At 42.5% G+C, this 18,503-nt stretch carries 17 protein-coding genes; 8 read left to right on the top strand and 9 right to left on the bottom strand.

The annotated features are described in order from the left end of the window. Positions 1 to 498: 498 nt before the first annotated feature. From D464_RS0107945 to D464_RS0107920, 7 genes are all read left to right on the top strand, one after another. Complete coding sequence (locus D464_RS0107945) at positions 499 to 1,200, top strand: alpha/beta hydrolase (protein WP_018910934.1); 702 nt, start codon at positions 499 to 501, stop codon at positions 1,198 to 1,200. Continuing rightward, a complete protein-coding gene (locus tag D464_RS0107940; protein WP_238309169.1) occupies positions 1,145 to 1,516 on the top strand; it encodes a hypothetical protein in 372 nt (123 codons plus the stop codon). Before D464_RS0107945 ends, D464_RS0107940 begins: the two co-directional genes overlap by 56 nt. Positions 1,517 to 1,614: 98 nt before the next feature. After that, complete coding sequence (locus D464_RS0107935) at positions 1,615 to 2,568, top strand: alpha/beta hydrolase (protein ID WP_018910932.1); 954 nt, start codon at positions 1,615 to 1,617, stop codon at positions 2,566 to 2,568. Positions 2,569 to 2,707: 139 nt separating this feature from the next. Beyond that, positions 2,708 to 2,857 carry a hypothetical protein gene (locus D464_RS13650; protein WP_154649591.1) on the top strand — a complete coding sequence of 50 codons (150 nt, stop codon included), beginning with the start codon at positions 2,708 to 2,710 and terminating at the stop codon, positions 2,855 to 2,857. A 281-nt stretch (positions 2,858 to 3,138) separates the two neighbouring features. Next, positions 3,139 to 4,626: a cysteine--tRNA ligase gene (gene cysS / locus D464_RS0107930; RefSeq protein ID WP_018910931.1), complete on the top strand. Its 1,488-nt coding sequence runs from the start codon at positions 3,139 to 3,141 to the stop codon at positions 4,624 to 4,626. Positions 4,627 to 4,852: 226 nt separating this feature from the next. Further along, positions 4,853 to 5,326 carry a hypothetical protein gene (locus D464_RS12590; protein WP_018910930.1) on the top strand — a complete coding sequence of 158 codons (474 nt, stop codon included), beginning with the start codon at positions 4,853 to 4,855 and terminating at the stop codon, positions 5,324 to 5,326. 342 nt (positions 5,327 to 5,668) lie between these two features. Continuing rightward, positions 5,669 to 6,355 carry a hypothetical protein gene (locus D464_RS0107920; RefSeq protein ID WP_009434327.1) on the top strand — a complete coding sequence of 229 codons (687 nt, stop codon included), beginning with the start codon at positions 5,669 to 5,671 and terminating at the stop codon, positions 6,353 to 6,355. Between the two features lie 118 nt (positions 6,356 to 6,473). On the opposite strand, the gene D464_RS0107915 is transcribed toward D464_RS0107920, so the two are convergent. Beyond that, positions 6,474 to 8,141 (bottom strand): nucleoside kinase, encoded by a 1,668-nt coding sequence (locus D464_RS0107915; protein ID WP_018910929.1) that lies wholly within the window; start codon positions 8,139 to 8,141, stop codon positions 6,474 to 6,476. Between the two features lie 116 nt (positions 8,142 to 8,257). Here D464_RS0107915 and D464_RS0107910 point away from each other — a divergent pair, with 116 nt between their 5' ends. Next, positions 8,258 to 9,967, top strand: coding sequence for a Na/Pi cotransporter family protein (locus D464_RS0107910; RefSeq protein ID WP_018910928.1), 1,710 nt, complete (start codon positions 8,258 to 8,260; stop codon positions 9,965 to 9,967). Between the two features lie 741 nt (positions 9,968 to 10,708). Here the strand turns inward: D464_RS0107910 and D464_RS0107905 are convergent. The 8 genes from D464_RS0107905 to D464_RS0107870 all read right to left on the bottom strand — a co-directional run bounded on the left by D464_RS0107905 (position 10,709) and on the right by D464_RS0107870 (position 18,489). Then, positions 10,709 to 10,909 carry a DUF4250 domain-containing protein gene (locus D464_RS0107905; RefSeq protein ID WP_018910927.1) on the bottom strand — a complete coding sequence of 67 codons (201 nt, stop codon included), beginning with the start codon at positions 10,907 to 10,909 and terminating at the stop codon, positions 10,709 to 10,711. A gap of 30 nt (positions 10,910 to 10,939) precedes the next feature. After that, on the bottom strand, positions 10,940 to 11,419 hold the full coding sequence (gene cdd / locus D464_RS0107900; protein WP_018910926.1) for a cytidine deaminase: 480 nt from the start codon (positions 11,417 to 11,419) through the stop codon (positions 10,940 to 10,942). A gap of 81 nt (positions 11,420 to 11,500) precedes the next feature. Next, complete coding sequence (locus D464_RS0107895) at positions 11,501 to 12,967, bottom strand: hypothetical protein (RefSeq protein ID WP_018910925.1); 1,467 nt, start codon at positions 12,965 to 12,967, stop codon at positions 11,501 to 11,503. A 51-nt stretch (positions 12,968 to 13,018) separates the two neighbouring features. Continuing rightward, on the bottom strand, positions 13,019 to 13,858 hold the full coding sequence (gene murI, locus D464_RS0107890) for a glutamate racemase (protein WP_018910924.1): 840 nt from the start codon (positions 13,856 to 13,858) through the stop codon (positions 13,019 to 13,021). 85 nt (positions 13,859 to 13,943) lie between these two features. Beyond that, entirely contained in the window at positions 13,944 to 14,459 is a 516-nt protein-coding gene (locus D464_RS0107885; protein WP_018910923.1) for an OmpH family outer membrane protein, read from the bottom strand. Positions 14,460 to 14,609: 150 nt separating this feature from the next. Then, entirely contained in the window at positions 14,610 to 15,113 is a 504-nt protein-coding gene (locus D464_RS0107880) for an OmpH/Skp family outer membrane protein (protein ID WP_018910922.1), read from the bottom strand. Positions 15,114 to 15,197: 84 nt separating this feature from the next. After that, positions 15,198 to 15,746 carry an OmpH/Skp family outer membrane protein gene (locus D464_RS0107875; protein WP_024985845.1) on the bottom strand — a complete coding sequence of 183 codons (549 nt, stop codon included), beginning with the start codon at positions 15,744 to 15,746 and terminating at the stop codon, positions 15,198 to 15,200. A gap of 121 nt (positions 15,747 to 15,867) precedes the next feature. Then, positions 15,868 to 18,489, bottom strand: coding sequence for a BamA/OMP85 family outer membrane protein (locus D464_RS0107870; protein ID WP_018910920.1), 2,622 nt, complete (start codon positions 18,487 to 18,489; stop codon positions 15,868 to 15,870). Positions 18,490 to 18,503 lie beyond the last annotated feature (14 nt).

Genomic DNA, 18,503 nt, shown 5'->3' with positions numbered 1-18,503 from the left:
TGTTAAGCCTGTAGCTAGCGTTCATCCTGAGCCAGGATCAAACTCTCCATTGTAAAATATCATTTGTGACAACTTATATAAATACAAGCCATCCGTTTGTCTCTGTATCAGAATGCCTATCCTTAAGTATCAAGTTAAAAAGCACCTACTCTATTTGTTCCTTATATTTTGAGGCAACGCCTCAAAAGCAAAAACAATGAATTGATCGGTTCGTTTCTTTTACCCATCTGTTTGATTCATAACCAAACAGACGCTTCTTGTACTACTTCTCTGTTTATGTAAATCTTTTCAAAGAACTCTTTCTTATCACTCTACACGTTATAAGCGGGTCGCCTATTTCGTAAAAGCGAGTGCAAAGGTATGGACTTTAAAGCAAACCTCCAAATCTTTTGAAGATTATTTTTAAGAAAAGATGATATCTCTTTATAAAATTGACATACATCAATGATTTTAGGTTAAAAAGGAGTACTTTTGTATGCAAACATCGATAAATATAATATGAGACATCAAAGACAAATAATAGAGATAAATGGTTATACTTGCATAATTCATCACGAAGATAATGCAAAGTTTTTTCTAATTCAGCCCGTAGATAGTCATGATACGGAAGAACTAGAGCACCAGATTAACTATATAGAAGAACATTCAACAGCAACATTCACCCACATTGCCGTACGTATAGAGAAGTGGAATGCAGAGTTAACTCCATGGTCAGCTCCACCTGTATTCGGTAAGATTCCCTTTGGAGAAGGTGCAAATCACACCTTATTATACATAATACAACAGCTGATTCCCGAATTACAGCATCGTTACAACTTATCCATTTGCAAAGAGAATACATTTCTTGGTGGCTATTCCCTTGCTGGGCTCTTTGCTTTATGGGCTTCTTATCAAGCGGAGATACCCTTCAATGGTATTGCAGCAGTATCCCCATCTGCATGGTATATAGGTTGGCTTGACTATGCAGAGAGTCACACCCCACGAGTAAAAAACGCCTACCTAAGTCTAGGAGATAAGGAAGAAAAGACTAAAACGAAACTCATGTCAACCATCAGTAAGGACATTCTCCGACAAGAACACATATACAAGACAAAAGGAGTAAACTGCAAGATGGAATGGAACGAAGGCAACCATTTCCAAGACAATGGTATCAGAATGGCAAAAGGATTTGTATGGCTTATGCAAAATCAAGGCTGTTGATACCTCGGGCATCATGATGCTCACCTACCCCAATCTCACAGCCTCCTGCGTTGCAGCCAAGGACTCCAGTAGCCCTTCCTTCATCTTAATTCAAGGCGAAAAAGGATGGGTGCGTATTCCAACTACAGCCAATGAGTTCGGCAAAGTGGAGATTATGGAACAAGGAAAGCTCACCAGCTATCAACGAAACGCATACGAGAGCCGTCTCACCCATGAGTTTATGGACTTCAAGGATATATGGGAGTGGAAAGACTACAAGCGTATGGAGGAATGGCTAGAAACATCACTTACGGTCATGAAAGTGCTGAGGAGTTAGAAAGCAGTCAAAGAACTCAAGAGAAACTAAAGAACGTGCAGGATGATAGAGGCGTGAAAGTCAACATAACTCATCCCTTATCCCTATTACAAATAACAATGAAGAAGAAGTTCTCTATATATCTTATCATCGTATTGCTCGTGGTCACTGGCACGCTGGCAGCTACCACCTCTTACCTCCTGAAGTACATGCTTGAGGAACCAACCCACACTTACGACTATCGTTGGGCAAAATTACATCAACGCTATCCAAGCCTTACTCCATGGTTAGACAGCCTAAAGACCACCCACCAACTGCGTGACACAACCATCCTACTCAATAACCACTTGCGGGCGCACGCCTTCTATCTTCGCGGTGATTCTGCCTGCGGGCGCACGGCAATATGCGTCCACGGATACAAAGACAACGGGCTGGGACTCCTATACATCGCACATATATATAATAAGGTGATGCGCATGAACGTACTACTACCCGACCTTCACGGGCACGGGCAAAGCGAAGGCAACTCCATACAAATGGGCTGGAACGACCGCAAGGACATAGAGCAATGGATACCCATTGCCGAACAGATGTTCCGTGATAAACGCCACCCTAGTCAGATGGTATTACATGGCATCTCCATGGGAGCAGCCACCATTATGAACGTGTCAGGCGATGAGAATATCCCAACATACGTAAAAGCATACGTGGAGGATTGCGGTTACACCAGCGTATGGGACGAATGTACCGACCAGCTAAAGGCGCAGTTCAACCTCCCACAATTCCCCCTCGTCCCCCTAGCCTCAGCCCTCTGCCAAGTCAAGCATGGCTGGAATTTCCATGAGGCGAGCCCATTGGAACAAGTAAAGAAATGCCACCGCCCCATGCTCTTCATTCATGGCGACCACGACACCTACGTCCCGTCATGGATGGTATATCCCCTCTACAAGGCAAAACCCCAGCCCAAGCAACTATGGATAACACAAGGTTCTGAGCACGCATATAGCTATCACGACTATCCAAAACTATATGAAACCAAAGTGAAGAACTTCGTTAGCAAATACATCAAATAAGTGGGCTAACGAACACCCCCACACTTTGGAAACACCAAAGATAGCCCTTTCCCCACCTTCATCATACGTCTACCGACCCCTTTCAACCATGCTCAATACCGCTTACAAGTATGGTTGATTTCGTTTGCAGATATGCTCAATGTCGATTACAAGTATGCTCGATGTTGATTACAGCTATGTTCGACATTGTTTACACATACATCTGCCATCCTTTACACATACGCCTCATAGTATCTTCACCATGGTGAAGATTATGTTTCATCGTGATGAGACACAGGTTTCATCATGATGAGACACAAATTTCATCATGATGAGAATAACATAAGACACACATCTAACGAATGAAAGACATGCATCTAACGAACCAAAGACATACGTCTAACGAATCTGGAACATAAGTCGGGCAAAGCAGAGACAGACACATAATCAAACGAGGACGCACGATCAGCGCATCCGCTTCCAGATCTTTCACCAATGCGAAACAAAGATTATAAAAAGTGTAGATAGACGTGTTACGGGTGATAATAATTTTGTAATTTTGCATCACATTAAGTAATAAATAACCAGATTATGCAAGACTTAGTAATTTACAATACACTACATCGTAAGAAGGAGTTATTCCAACCCATCGCTGCACCTAACGTGGGTATGTATGTCTGTGGTCCTACTGTTTATGGCGATCCACACCTTGGGCATGCGCGTCCTGCCATCACTTTCGACCTCTTATTCCGCTATCTGAAGCATATCGGGTATAAGGTTCGTTATGTTCGTAACATCACTGACGTGGGGCACTTGGAGCATGATGCTGATGAGGGGGATGATAAGATTGAGAAGAAGGCACGACTTGAGCAACTCGAACCAATGGAGATTGCGCAATATTACACCAATCGTTATCACGATGCTATGCGTGCATTGAATGTTTTGCCGCCAAGTATTGAGCCACATGCAACGGGTCATATCATTGAACAGGAGGAGCTGGTGAAGCAGATTATGGACAATGGTTATGCTTACGAAAGCAATGGTAGTATTTATTTCGACGTGGCTAAGTATGACAAGGACCATCATTATGGCGTATTGTCTGGGCGTAATCTCACCGATATGATTAATAACTCTCGTGAGTTAGCAGGTGTTGGTGAGAAGCATAATCAGGTTGACTTTGCATTGTGGAAACGTGCTATGCCCGAACATATCATGCGTTGGCCATCGCCTTGGAGTAATGGTTTCCCTGGTTGGCATTGTGAGTGTACAGCTATGGGGCGCAAGTATTTGGGCGATCACTTTGATATTCATGGTGGCGGTATGGACTTGATTTTCCCGCATCACGAGTGTGAGATTGCGCAAGCTGTAGCTTCACAGGGCGATGAAATGGTGAAGTATTGGATGCACAATAACATGATTACAATCAATGGACAGAAGATGGGTAAGTCGTTGGGTAACTTTATTACGCTTGAGCAATTCTTTACTGGCAAGCATGACACGCTCACGCAGGCTTACTCGCCAATGACAATTCGTTTCTTCATCCTATCTGCTCACTATCGTGGGACTGTCGACTTCTCTAACGAGGCATTGCAAGCTGCTGAGAAGGGATACGAACGTTTGATGAATGGTATTGAGGATTCGGCACGCATTCAGCCATCGGATGCATCGGACGAGAATACGAAGAAGTTTGTTGCTAGCTTCCGTCAAAAGTGTTACGATGCGATGAATGACGACTTAATGACGCCTGCTGTCATCTCTAATCTGTTTGAGGCTTGCCACTTGGTAAACGTTCTTATCGATCACAAGGCACAGATTTCTGCCGATGACCTAAAGGAACTCACGGAGGTTATGCAACTCTTTGCTTTCGACATCTTGGGGCTCAAGAACGAGCGTAGTGCTAATAACGATGCACGCGAAGAGGCATACGGAAAGGTTGTAGACATGGTACTCGATCTTCGTGCAAAGGCAAAAGCAGAGAAGAACTGGGCTGTTAGCGATCAGATCCGTGACGCATTGGCTGATGCTGGTTTCCAAGTGAAAGACACTAAAGATGGTGTTACTTGGAAACTTGACAGATGAATTGAAAACTTCAGACTATTTCATTGATGAGCGTAAATGCCGTTTGTCAGTGGAGTTAGCGGTAAATAAAAGGATAATGAGTGAGCCCTAAACGGTGTGTCGCTCGTATTCATTCCTATAAGGATAGATATTCTTAGTATGTGTTAGCGGTAATGTGCAGTGTATTAGGAATATCTATCCTTATTTTTTATTCAATTATTAGGGTGATAATAACCGCCTAAGCAATATGAAACGAACAAAGACTCTTCTCCTTTCTTGCTTGATAACCGTGCTGGTAGGGCTTGGCTTATTCTTTTGGTTGCTTCCTTCTAAGCAGACCGCTAAGCCAGTAACGATTGAAGAAGACTCGGATTCAGTTGTTTTCGTACAGCCGAAAGCTGTTGTAAATGACACGACAAAAGACATAAATGTCATCAGAGATTATTATCGTCTCTATCTTAAAAGAGCAAATGGTCAGGATATTTCTATCCATGATGAGCGTAGATTTCTCACGCAGACATTGATAGATAAGCTGTGTTATTGCGGTGAAACCAACTATTTACCTTTGTTCCCACTTGAAGACAATAGGGACCCAAGATGGTCGTTGGATAATTTAAAGTTACCTTGTTTTGCAGTCTATTATATTCGTTATAATGAACATAATGTCTCCTTTTTTGTCATCTTTAGAGGTACTGTTGTTATACCGCACGTGTCGTGTTGATGGTTAGCACGAATGGTGTTGTTGGTTCGCACGAATGGTGCGGATGGCTAAACACCTCGCAATAGGCTATTAATGTGGAATTAATTTAATGTCAGAAAAGAGTTGTATTACGTAAAAGTAACTAACATTATTTGGTTAGAGGAGGTTTGTTTTATCAAAGGTAATACCATAGAGGTAACTACAAAGATGCAGCAATAGAGCTATTCTTTTTCACTTTTATTGGATAGCAATATTATAAAAAAAGATTTGCAAAATTTTAGAAGTTTCTTTCTCTGTTTCACATTTGTTGTATATCTTTGTATTGTTAACGAAAGAACTCTAACTAAAACAATAAAATGAGTTATGAAAAAGATTAATGTAATCATGTTGATGATGCTAATGTTGTTGATTGGCATCGTCTCAGTAAGTGCTAAGAAAAAGGAATTCAAACCTTTACCATGCGTCCTTACGCTCAAAGATGGTAGCAAAGTGTCAGGTTATTTGGTTGATGTAAAGAATGCAAAGGTTATGGCAAGTGTGTATGGGCAGGTCGTTATTAATATGCAGACATTGTTTATCTCACCTACACCAACGGGTAAGGGAACAAAGTATGTAGCTGATGATGCAAAAGAAATGGAGTTAACAGTAGATGGGAAGCAGCGTAAATACTTGTCTTTATATGCATGCAAGATATTAACGTTACCTAAAAATTTGAAGCCAACAAATCATCGGTACTTTTGGGAACTGGTTTATGAGGGAAAAGAAGTACTTGGTTTTTTATCTCCAACAGTATGGTATAGTAGTTCATGGACAACATTTTATACTGAAGAGTCATTGGCTTATACTTATTGTCTTAAAGGTGACGAAGTTGTTGTGACTTATTATGTTCCTGAAACAGGAATACGTCTGGCTGCTAAGAAAACAGTCCGTGCTTGTTTTGATCGTTTCCCAAAGATGGATGAGTACTTGCAGAGTGATGGATTCTCACTGAAAGATATGAAGAGACACCCTCTTGATTTGCTGAAAGTGTTGGAACGTAAAATAAAGTAATAGCTTTGTCTCTTTGTGTGCTAAGGTCAATAAACAATGAGAAACTGATGATAGCTAATAAAATAAAAGGTGCGCTTTTGAGAGTCAAAGGCGCACCTTTTATATGTTAGAAGCGTATCTAATACTTAAACGAACTGCCTCCTAAGAACTCTCTGAGTAGGGAGGTTGGAGGGAGCGCACGGAAAGGCAGGGGAGAGAAGTACTTGAGGAACTTGCGTAAGCGATAAGCCTCGGCGTATTCTTCACAATTCTCTGGTACTTGCTCGAGCACCTCCTCTGCTTGTGGCTTTATGACTGCAAGTTCAAAGAGCATAGCTGTATTAAACATCACATCGGCTTGCTCCTGATAAGGGAATATCCATTTGTTCTCACCAGCACGCACACTAGGCCATCGGCGGATCGTTTCTTGTGCTGAACAACCACGATACTTATAATCACGAACAATGCGTCGGAGCAATCGATTGTCAGTCGTTGGGATATAATTGTGATTATCCAATAGGATGGTAGTAAGCGCAGAAGCATAGATCTTAAACTTCTTGTCGTCGGGAATCTGAGCCGTGAGTGTTGGATTAAGGGCATGGATTCCTTCTACAACTAACACGTTATTTTCCTCCAAACGCAACTTATTCCCACTCTTCTCACTACTTCCTGTTTGGAAATTATACTTGGGTAATTCCACCTCCTGACCATTGAATAAAGCATTAAACTGCTCGTTGATGAGTGGAATATTCAGTGCATAGATACTTTCGTAATCATATTCTCCCTGTTCATCCTTCGGTGTCTCTTCCCGATTAACGAAGTAGTCATCCAACGAAATCTGTACGGGCTTCACACCACTAGCAAGTAGTTGCACAGAAAGGCGTTTGCAGAATGTGGTCTTACCACTCGATGATGGTCCAGCAATCAGTACCACCTTAATATCTTTCTTTGCTGCAATCTTATCTGCAATCTGTGATATCTTCTTCTCTTGTAAGGCTTCGCTGACATTAATTAGATTAGTGGCTTCACCATTGCCAACCGCCTCATTAAAGTCACCCACCGTCTTTATACCTAACAGACTCTGCCAACGATGATGCTCTTTAAACACTTCAAACATCTTATCCTGTCGTATCAAAGCACCTAATTGGGATGGATCTTGCACGGAAGGAATGCGCAGTAACACACCATCAAAATAAGGTTCGAGTCCGAAGAGATATAGTTGTGACGTGTTCGTGAGCATTGAACCATAGTAATAATCCTTATAGTCATCCAGGACGTAATAAACTGTATAAAGCGTTCCACTACTCTTGAGCAACTTTGCCTTTTGTTCGTCACCAAGTTTAGAGAACATATCAATAGCCTCTTCTGTTGTTGTTTCAAAACGTTGGATAGGCAGATGAGCATTAACAATCTCCTGCATTCGTGTGCGAATACGGTTTACATCCTCAGCAGTGATAGCATGCCCGAGTTTCAAATTACAATAGTAACCATTTGAAACAGGAATATCAATGATCACTTCGCTTCGCGAATAAAGATCGTGGACAGCCTTACAAAGAACGAGAAAAAGCGAACGAGTGTAAGTGCGAATACCCGATTGTGTGTGCAAATCGAGGTACTCCACATCCTTATTATGATAGACCCTGTAATGCAATCCTTCAACTTTATTATTCACTTTAGCACTTACAGGACCATAAGGCATTTGAAGATTTATTTCCTTGAAAATGTCAGAAAGTGTACTTCCCATTGGGACTTTCAGACTTTTTTTATTATTTTTGCAGCGGATATGCAGTAATTGTGTCATAAGCATTTACGTGTTAAATGTAAGTCAGTGGACTAAATCGTTCGTCAATAAATAACGAATGGTAAAGGTAGAGAAAGTTATGCATATACACAAGAGATAGTCGTCACAAATTAAGTTATTATATGTCGATTTGGATTTTTTTTAAGCTCATTGGAGCCTTAGCGTTACTAATGTTTGGTATGAAGGCAATGAGCGAAAGCCTGCAAAAGATGGCAGGACCTCAATTGCGCCATGTCCTTGGTGCAATGACAACTAACCGCTTCACTGGTATTTTAACAGGTACATTTATTACCGCAGCCGTACAATCATCAACGGCAACAACGGTCATGACGGTTAGCTTCGTGAACGCAGGATTACTCACCTTGGTACAGGCTATCTCGGTTATTATGGGAGCCAACATCGGAACAACCCTAACGGCATGGATCATGTCAGCAGGCTTCTCGTTTAATATCACCGACTTCGTTTGTCCTGCTTTCTTCATTGGTATTGTGTTGATCTACTCTAAGAAGCGCAAGCTAATTGGCGACTTCCTCTTCGGCATATCATTCATGTTTCTGGGCTTGGGAACGCTGCGCCAAACGGGTATAGACATGGATTTGGCACACAACCAAGCGGTACTTGATTTCTTCAGTCAGTTCGATCCACAGAGCTTCTTCACCACAATTGTATTCTTACTCATCGGTAGTGTGCTGACGATGTGTGTGCAAAGCTCCGCTGCAATCATGGCTATTACGATGATTCTCTGTTCGACCGGTGTGCTTCCAATCTACCAAGGAATAGCACTCGTAATGGGCGAGAATATCGGTACAACAGTTACCTCCAACCTTGCCGCATTGACGGCAAACACGCAGGCACGAAGGGCTGCCATGGCACACATGGTGTTTAATATCTTTGGTGTTATTTGGGTATTGTGTATCTTCCATCCATTCATTAATATGGTCTGCGGATGGGTTGGTTATGACGTGACGATGCCTAAGGGTTCAGCTGGTTTCGTGGCTAATGCTGCCAAACTAAGCTTTGTATTGGCTGCATTCCACACCACGTTCAATGTTACCAACACGCTTATCCTTGTTGGTCCCATCAAGTACTTAGAGAAGTTAGTATGCTTGATTATCAAGCCAAAGGCCAACAAAGACGAGGATGAGTTCCGTCTTCATTTCATTCAGGCAGGCATCATGAAGACGCCGGAGCTATCTGTCTTGGAAGCATCTAAGGAGATCAAATCGTTTGCCGAACGCATCCAACGCATGTTCGGAATGGTTCGCGAACTGCTTGGAGAGCGTGACACGGAGAAGTTCACGAAGCTTTATACACGCATTGAGAAGTACGAAGGAATATCTGATAACATGGAGATTGAGATAGCCAAATACCTTGATCAAGTTTCAAATGCCCATCTAAGCGATGAGACGAAAGATAAGGTGCGTTCGATGTTGCGTGAGATTTCGGAGTTAGAGAGTATTGGTGATGCCTGTTACAACATCGCCCGTACAGAGAGCAGACGCATCCATGGTAAGGAAGACTTTACAGAGGAACAATACGACCACATACATCAGATGTTCGATCTCACCGATGATGCTCTCACGCAGATGAACCGCATTTTGGTGGGACACAGAGAAGACAACGATGTGAATCGTTCGTTCAACATTGAGAACGAAATCAATAATTACCGCAATCAACTGCGCTCACAAAACATCAATGATGTCAACGATCATAAATACACCTACGCAATTGGTACGATGTATATGGACATCATTCAGGAGTGTGAGAAGCTCGGCGACTATGTTGTCAATGTGGTAGAAGCACGCATGGGTGTGCGCCAGCAAGAAGCGTAAAGGGCGTAACACCAAATAACAAGAGGGTGTATCAAGTAGGTTAAGGGTATAGGAACAAACGTTCTCGTCCGTCAGTACGATCGCAAATACTGGACAGGTGAGGTCATCTATACCAAAGAGTTTAACCTTTGATACACTCTCTTATTTTATAAAAAGATATTACTAATGCCGAAAAACACGTCTGTGTAACCCTTAAAGAACCCAACTAATGCCTTAAACAAACTACTTATAACAGCGTTTTCACTGCTTGAGACTGTGCGTTTCATGTATTGAAACCCTGCGTTCCATATATTGGAACTGTGCGCCTCAAGGGCTGAAACAGTGTGTATCAGAGCCTGAAACAGTGTGTATCAAAGCCTGAAACACTGTGTCTCAGGGCTTGAAACAGTGCGTCTCAGGGCTTTGGTATATCAGAATACATTAGTTTCTTTAGTCTAATAACATATACAAAGTAGGGACAGACGCCCTCGTCTGTCCGCTCATTTATCCCTACACGACACTCCATCAGGCAACATCCCCTCCTTTGGAGGAGCTTGGGGAGGCTTTCATTGGTGATATTGGGGCGGACAGACGAGGGCGTCTGTCCCTACTTTGTGGTGTTATCTTTAATCGAAAATACCGCCCCTAACATGGCTTCCGTTAGGCACTCCTCCCCTTGGGGGAGGCTGGGTGGGGTTATGGGGGAGGCTGGGTGGGGTTATGGGGGAGGCTGGGGGAGTTTCAGATAACGAGTAATTGCTTTTACTTATCAAACCCAATGGGGCGGAACTGATGCTGCTCCTCGCTATAAACATAGCCTGCCTTGAGCAGAGAAGCCTTGAGTTTATCAACATCCTCATTGAAGTTGTAGCAAAGAGACTCTAGTGAATCGAACTCTTCATCACGCAATAGCATGTTTGCACTGCTTACCAGTATTGCGGGATCTTTTGGTAGATAATCCATGATTTAATAATATTTTAAATGAATAGAGACCTACTTCATTGACTCACCAACGAATTGGAGAGGGAGCAAGTCCTTAACTGTATCAATAACATAAACGCCTGACGTCCCGTAAAGAAGGATACGAATGGGCTGGTTATAACGACTTTCAATCTCTAAAATAACCTGTCGGCAAGCACCACAAGGTACGATTGGGTCACGCATCAAACCATACTCATTAGCCGCAGCTATCGCTAAGAGGGTGATAGGTTGGTCTGGATAAGTGGACTGGGCAGCAAAGATTGCAGAGCGTTCAGCACATAATCCTGAAGGAAAAGCCGCATTCTCTTGGTTCGCCCCCATCACTTCTACACCATTCGCAAGCAACAATGCTGCACCAACACGGAATTTGCTGTAAGGCGAATAGCTGTTACCTGTAGCCGAGATCGCTGTTTGGATGAGGTGTTGCTCTTCTTCTGATAGCTCATCAAGTTGGCAGAATCCTATCTTAATACTTAAATCTATTGTCTTCATTGTTGATATTTATTATTGGTTATTGGGCTTATTAGCCTTATTAGGCAAATAGGGCTAATTAGGCTAATTAGGCTAATTAGATTAATGAGCTATCAGCTCATAACAGCCAATATCTGGTTTATTACCACGCTGCTTACCATCATGATCGGTTGTGAAACGTGTATCTGTTAATACTCGCCCTGCATCAATAGCAGGTGAGAGAACGTTATTCTCTGGCTTTTTAAGATGCAAGTCATAGTCTTGCTTATCGGCATTGACCTTGACAAATTGCTTATCTCCACCACCCGGATAGTCCTTTGTGTTCTCCCAAATAACGTCCGTAAAATGTGTGAATAAAGCGGTATCCTTTGGCTTTGGCGTGCGTAACAGACAATGATCGAACTGATAATTGGCTGTTACTCCGTCCTTGTTATAAACCATGAGTACGTCTTCTGCATAGCCTGTTACCAACGAATTAACCATGTTGAAAGCCTGTAAAGGATAGTCCTTATCGCCTTCGTGATTGCCAAGACTTAATGCTGCACCGCGGTTACTATCGAAAGGATAGAACTGAGCAAAGGTGCAATGAGTCAGCGTAATGTGCCCACCAAGGAAGGAGGCACAATCCATCAATGTGTTAGAGAATTGTGTATTATAGGCTTCCACCTTACAGTTTACAGCCTTCAAACCATATCCTTGACAATTATGTATGGTCGAGTTAGCCAGCGTAAGTTTGTTTTGTGAGATGTTGGCAGCGTCACACACGATACCATTATAGGCTGAATGGAGGTCGGTATGACTAATGACATTATCGTAACTATCGGCATGGAAGTGTATTCCTTGCCATTGTCCACTCACATGGTCATAGGGAAGATAAGGGAAGAGGCGGTCTAATCGGTCACCACGTAACACCACGGGGTGATCCGCCGTACCCTCACAGCGCAACGAGCCATACACTTCCAGCGATGCTTTCTGCGAGAAGTAAAGCGTAGTCCCAGCTGGTATTGTAAGCGTTGCACCCGCTTCCACCTTCAGAGTATCTTGTAAGACAATGGGCTTAGAGCCTGTTAATGTCATATTACTGGTGACCTTCAAACCCTTTAGAAGTTGTGCATCCCAGCTGTAAGCACTAAGGACTACACGTTGCTGAACGCCACTCTCAAGCGTAAATATAAGATCATCTGTTATCTTCTGTGGGCTTGTCCCATTATTCAGAGGCGATGTCATTTCCACAAAGACACGAATACTATCCTTGTTTCTCACCTCTAAGTCTTTCACTTGATAGCCATTAGCAGCATTCAACTCGTCTCCACTAACATTCACACGGAACCCCGTTTGATTGCCTTGTGATAGTCGGACATTCGTCAATCGAAGCCCAGCTCCCGAGCGATTATACACCCAGAAGGTTCTTGTGGATGTAGGGACACTTGAGAAGAAAGTATCTAACTTTAACGTATCAGTTGAGAATGATAACAAGTTGGAACGTGACGTAGTGAATGTATCATCGTCCGAACATGCTGCCAGCAGTGCTACTATCGACAGGAGAAATAGTATGGTTAATTTCTTCATTATATATCTTTTTGGTTCTTATCTAACGATAACACCCTTGCTTTTATTGCTTTATTCCAAATCAACATGCTCTACATTCACCTCGTCATGGATGAAGATTTGAGCGTTCTCTTTGAACTTCTCGGGGTTCTCTGTCGTTAGATACCTCACTGTTGCATGTTTCGTGCAACGCTGCTCCATGTCTGGATGGCGTCGCAAGTAGTCTTGTAAGCTCTCTGCAACATACTCGCCTTGTGGGACGATACGTACTCCACGAGGCACATACTTGATGATCTTGGGCATAAGAATGGGGTAATGTGTGCAACCAAGGATGAGCGTATCAATCTCTGGATCTATCCGCATGATATGATCAATGCGTTTCTTCACAAAGTAATCAGCCCCTGGACTGTCCGCCTCATTGTTCTCTATGATAGGAACCCATAGTGGACATGCCACGCCCGTAACCTTTACATCAGACCATAGCTTTTGTATTTCTATGTTGTAGCTTTGGCTTTTCACTGTGCCTTCAGTAGCCAACAAACCCACGTGATGAGAGCGAGTTAGTTTGCCAATAACTTCTGCTGTAGGTCGAATCACACCCAACACCCGGCGCTGGGGATCGAGTTTAGGTAAGTCATTCTGCTGTATGCTGCGTAGTGCCTTGGCTGATGCTGTGTTACAACCAAGTATCACTAACTGACAACCAGACTCAAAAAGTTTCATTACAGCTTGCCTTGTAAATTGGTAAACAACATCGAATGAGCGTGAACCATAGGGTGCACGGGCATTATCCCCAAGGTAGAGATAGTCGTATTCAGGCAATAATTGGCGAATACCATGCAGTATGGTTAACCCGCCATAACCAGAGTCAAACACGCCAATAGGACCTGGCTGTTGTGAATATTGTGACATTATCCTCTTTATCAAATCGTTATAGAATAGGCTTTTAGGGCTCTATTGTTTTGCTTATTAATGGTCTCAAACACTTGAATATAGCCTATTTAAGCGCAGAGATAAGTGCATCTGTGATGTCTTCACCTATGGCTGTGTTCACAAAGGGAAGGTTGTTATTGTCTGAGTTAAGAATGAAGGCGTACCCACTCTCCTTACCCATCTCACGAACCGTATTGTCTAGTTTCTTACGAACAGGCGCATAGAGATCTGCTTCAGCCTTCTTTAAGAGACGGTCAGTCTCCTTACGAAAGGCGATGTTGCGGTCCATCAACTCCTCTAACTCTGCTTGCCGCTTACGGAGAATAGAGGGTTCTAACTTGCGCTGAACATCAAGGAAATCCTCATAACGGTTGTTGAAGTCATCAGCCGAACGCTTTGTTTCTGCATCATATTTCGCCTTTAAGTCATTCAAACTACGTGTTGCTGTGGCATAGTCTGCCATTGCATGCAATACCTTTTCATAACTAAAGTAACCGAACTTTAGGCTTGGAGTAGTCTGTTGTGCGACTGCCAAGAGTGGTAACAACACCAAAGCAAAGGAAAAGAATAGCTTTTTCATTCTACTAATTATAATCTCTTCTATATGAAAATACAAATAATGAGGTCAACGCAAGAATACTAATTCGTGCGGTGACCTCACCCTTATCTCCTCTTGAGAGTCGACTCTCTAGAGGCATATTAACACGGGCAAAGACTCCCGTACATACTTTTACTTCATCTTAGCCAATTGAGCCTTAACTTCAGCTGTTACATCCTTGCTGAGTGCCTCATTGATATACAATGGCTGACCATTAGCTTTCTCCATGATGTAAACATAGTTTCCAGCCTTTGCAACTGCTGCAATCGCATTGCGAACTTTCTCAAGTACAGGGCCGAGTTGCTTCTGTTGTTCCTCATTGAAAGCCTTTTGGTTGTCCTGAGCAGTCTGCTGAATCTTCTGATACATATCCTGTAGATTCTTCTCTGTCTCAGCCTGCTTTGTTGCGTTCATAGTGCTCTTTGCTTTGTCATAAGCCTCAGCCTGACGCTGCAATTCTGCCTGCATGTCTTCCAACTGCTTCTGGTATTCCTTACCCTTAGCCTCTAACTTGCTCTGAACAGCTGTAGCCTCTGGAAGAGACTGGAGCAGTGCTTGTGAGTCAAGGTGACCAAACTTCTGTGCAAACAAGGTCATTGGTGCACAGAGCATCAACATCAAAAATAACTTTTTCATTGCTTTTATTGTTTTAATAGTTTATGTTTTTGTTTCTTATAAACACTCTTGTGGTTCTATGAATATCGGTTGTTTCACCTTATATTATCGGTAAGCATAACCCAACTTCTGTAAAACTTCATTGCTGATATCAACCTTAGGTGACCCATAAATAATGCCAGAAGCATTGCTAGAACGGTCGATAACAAGACTATATCCACGCTGATCGGAGATGTCCTTAACGGCGTTATAGATCTCATCTTGTATAGGACTTATCAAACTGGTGCGCTTCTTGAAGAGCTCACCCTCTGGTCCGAAGTACTTACGTTTGAGGTCGGATGCTTGCTTCTCTTTCGCCAAGATAGCATCTTGTTGCTTCTTCTTTTGGTCTTGAGAGAGGAATACTACTTCATTCTGATAGTTCTTGTACATGGTAGCAGCCTCTGTATTCAAAGCCTCAACCTCTGCTTGCCACTTCTTACTAACCTGATTCAACTGCTCATTCGCACGTTCGTAAGCTGGCACATTCTTAAGGATATACTCCATATCAATGAGTGCAAACTTCTGTGCAGAGGCTGATAAAGGTAAAAGAGTGAAAAGGTAAAGAGGCAAAACATACCTCAATACGCTGTTTAATATCTTCTTCTTATTCATCATTCTTCTTATTGTTTAAATTAAATCTAACGTTTCTTTTTTATGAGAACAATTCCTTCAACGCTCAAAGCTCAACATTCCAAGGTCAACGCTCAACGCTCAATGTTCAAAGAATCAAGCCTTAGAACTCCTGTCCAAGGATGAAGTGGAACTGGCTTCCACCCTTCTTTCCAAAGACAGTATCAAATCCGTATGCCCAGTCAATACCCATCATACCAACCATTGGAAGGAATATACGAACACCTAGACCAGCAGAACGTTTCATATCAAATGGATTGAACTTACTTGTTTCTGACCATGCATTACCAGCCTCAACAAAGCCCAAGCCATAGATAGTTGTATTGCCTAAGAGGAACGGATAACGCAACTCTAGAGAGAAGCGGTCGTATGCATAACCTTGTACGTCGTATGAAGGTGTGAGTGCTCCATTCTCATAACCACGCAATCCGATTGTCTCCTCAGCATAACCAGTAGAGTATCCACTCATACCATCACCACCCATATAGAAGGTTTCAAATGGGCTCTTCTTATTCCTGTTATAGCTGCCCAATAGACCTAACTCAACACGAGTAACCAAGACGAAACACTTCTGACCGCTACTAAGAGCTGTAAAGGTTCGTGCCTTGAACTTCCACTTGTGATACTCAATCCAGTGATACTTCTCTTGTTGCTCCTTAGAGTAATTAGGTGAATTAGGATTCGTTGCCAAGTGAGCATAGTCCTTTCCATCCCACTTAGACCATGGCGGAGTAATCGTCAAAGATGCCGAGAACTCTGAACCGCGACGTGGGAAGAGTTGATTATCAGTAGATGTTCTATTTAGTGATACCGTCAAGTTCAAGTTGTTAGATGTACCTGTTGGCATGAGGAAGTATCGCCAGTTACGTAACATGTAACGCTGATATTGTAACTGTAAAGACAATGTGAAGTAATCATCTGGCCAACTCAAGCGTTTTCCCCAACCAGCATAAACACTCAACAACTTAATGTACTTGTCTGGATCATAATAGTTTTCATAACTATTGTAATTATAGTTTCCGTAACCGTAACGATAATTGTTATAGTTGTTCAACAGCGACTGGTTGTAGTAATTACTTGATACATCGGTCTGCTTTGAATAAGAGACACCCACATTGAATTGGATAGGACGCTTACCACCCAGCCAGTTGGTTGAATACTGAACATTGTAAGATTGGTAATAAGTACCATTCGTCTGTGCTCCCAAAGACAATGTCTCACCATCACCGATAGGCATAATGCCACGATGTTCACGGTTTCTACGGAAGAGATTAGCCATTGAGAAGTTAGTTAACTTCAGGCCTACTCGCCCGATAACACCCGTCTGTCCCCAACCCAGTGAAAGCTCAACTTGGTCGTTAGACTTCTGTTTCAAATTATAGTTGATATCCACAGTTCCATCTTCGTAATTAGGTTCAGGAACAGGGTTGATAGCTTCTGGATCAAAATAACCCATTGATGCTAACTCACGAGCAGAACGCTGAAGAGCCTCTTTAGAGAATAGGTCACCAGGCTTTGTACGCAACTCACGACGAACAACATTCTCATAGAGTCGGTCGTTACCATTAATCTTCACACGATTAATATGTGCCTGCTGCCCTTCTGTGATACGCATCTCAAGGTCGATAGAGTCGCCGACAATGTTCACTTCAGTTGGCTCAAGCCTATAGAAGAGATAACCATTATTCCAATACTCATTACCAACAGCATCCTCATCTTGTGAGAGTCGCTTACTTAGATAAGTCTGGTTATAAACGTCACCTTTCTTCATTCCAAGCAAACGAGATAGGTAATCAGTTGAATAAACAGTGTTTCCAACCCAAGAGATATTACGAATGTAATACTTCTTACCCTCGTTTACCTTTACATAGATATCCACATGCTTGGGATCAACATTCCACACACTATCCTTCAAGATGGTGGCATCACGGAAACCAAACTCATTGTATTTGGTAATGAGATTCTTCTTATCTTCAGCCCAACGCTCGGGTGTGAACTTCTTTGACTTCAGTAAATTGCCGAGCTTTCCTGCTTCATGTGTCTTAGCGAAAGCACCCTTTGAGAAGAAAGAACCCTTAATCTTCTTCATTGGAAGTTGCTCATTCCCTTCAATGATAATATTGCGAACCTTTAGTTTCTCCTTCTTATCTACATTGATATCAAGTATGACCTGATTCTTATTCGCAACATCATCACGCTGGAGAATATTAATATCGGCATTCTTATATCCTTTATCATCAAAGTACTTCTTAGCAAGTATCTTGGCACGACTAATCATGTTAGGAGTAATCTGACCACCTTTCAGTAAGCCCAACTTCTTCTCCAGATCATCCCGTTCACTCTTCTTCAAACCATTATAATTGATGGTTGAGACGCGTGGTCGTGGTAAGAGATTAATTCTCAAGTAAATCTTATCACCGACGATAGAATCTGCACTGATGGATACATCAGAGAAGAGTCCATGCTTCCAATAACGTTTCACCGCATCAGTGATAGCCGTTCCTGGCACCTCCAACTCCTGCCCAATGCTGAGCCCAGAAATACCCGTAAGTACATAATCCTCATAACCGTCAATACCACTGACAGCCAATCCTGCTAGCTTATAAGTATGCGGATTACCAGAATAAGTTATATCTGGATTAACGATCTTCTCTTGTCCGCTCACCGTTAGTGTCATTCCAGAAGTGAGAGCAAGAAGCATCAACACCTTATTTATATTCGTCATCTATATTGCGTAAC

The organism is Prevotella veroralis DSM 19559 = JCM 6290, from assembly GCF_000377625.1.
In the GTDB taxonomy this organism is placed as follows: domain Bacteria; phylum Bacteroidota; class Bacteroidia; order Bacteroidales; family Bacteroidaceae; genus Prevotella; species Prevotella veroralis.
This window is presented reverse-complemented; position numbering and strand designations above follow the sequence as displayed.

Excerpts from the sequence above, each read along its gene's own strand:
- D464_RS0107945 (WP_018910934.1), top strand. The coding sequence starts at position 499 with ATGAGACATCAAAGACAAATAATAGAGATAAATGGTTATACTTGCATA.
- D464_RS0107940 (WP_238309169.1), top strand. The coding sequence starts at position 1,145 with ATGGTATCAGAATGGCAAAAGGATTTGTATGGCTTATGCAAAATCAAG.
- D464_RS0107935 (WP_018910932.1), top strand. The coding sequence starts at position 1,615 with ATGAAGAAGAAGTTCTCTATATATCTTATCATCGTATTGCTCGTGGTC.
- D464_RS13650 (WP_154649591.1), top strand. The coding sequence starts at position 2,708 with ATGTCGATTACAAGTATGCTCGATGTTGATTACAGCTATGTTCGACAT.
- cysS (WP_018910931.1), top strand. The coding sequence starts at position 3,139 with ATGCAAGACTTAGTAATTTACAATACACTACATCGTAAGAAGGAGTTA.
- D464_RS12590 (WP_018910930.1), top strand. The coding sequence starts at position 4,853 with ATGAAACGAACAAAGACTCTTCTCCTTTCTTGCTTGATAACCGTGCTG.
- D464_RS0107920 (WP_009434327.1), top strand. The coding sequence starts at position 5,669 with ATGAAAAAGATTAATGTAATCATGTTGATGATGCTAATGTTGTTGATT.
- D464_RS0107915 (WP_018910929.1), bottom strand. The coding sequence starts at position 8,141 with ATGCTTATGACACAATTACTGCATATCCGCTGCAAAAATAATAAAAAA.
- D464_RS0107910 (WP_018910928.1), top strand. The coding sequence starts at position 8,258 with ATGTCGATTTGGATTTTTTTTAAGCTCATTGGAGCCTTAGCGTTACTA.
- D464_RS0107905 (WP_018910927.1), bottom strand. The coding sequence starts at position 10,909 with ATGGATTATCTACCAAAAGATCCCGCAATACTGGTAAGCAGTGCAAAC.
- cdd (WP_018910926.1), bottom strand. The coding sequence starts at position 11,419 with ATGAAGACAATAGATTTAAGTATTAAGATAGGATTCTGCCAACTTGAT.
- D464_RS0107895 (WP_018910925.1), bottom strand. The coding sequence starts at position 12,967 with ATGAAGAAATTAACCATACTATTTCTCCTGTCGATAGTAGCACTGCTG.
- murI (WP_018910924.1), bottom strand. The coding sequence starts at position 13,858 with ATGTCACAATATTCACAACAGCCAGGTCCTATTGGCGTGTTTGACTCT.
- D464_RS0107885 (WP_018910923.1), bottom strand. The coding sequence starts at position 14,459 with ATGAAAAAGCTATTCTTTTCCTTTGCTTTGGTGTTGTTACCACTCTTG.
- D464_RS0107880 (WP_018910922.1), bottom strand. The coding sequence starts at position 15,113 with ATGAAAAAGTTATTTTTGATGTTGATGCTCTGTGCACCAATGACCTTG.
- D464_RS0107875 (WP_024985845.1), bottom strand. The coding sequence starts at position 15,746 with ATGAATAAGAAGAAGATATTAAACAGCGTATTGAGGTATGTTTTGCCT.
- D464_RS0107870 (WP_018910920.1), bottom strand. The coding sequence starts at position 18,489 with ATGACGAATATAAATAAGGTGTTGATGCTTCTTGCTCTCACTTCTGGA.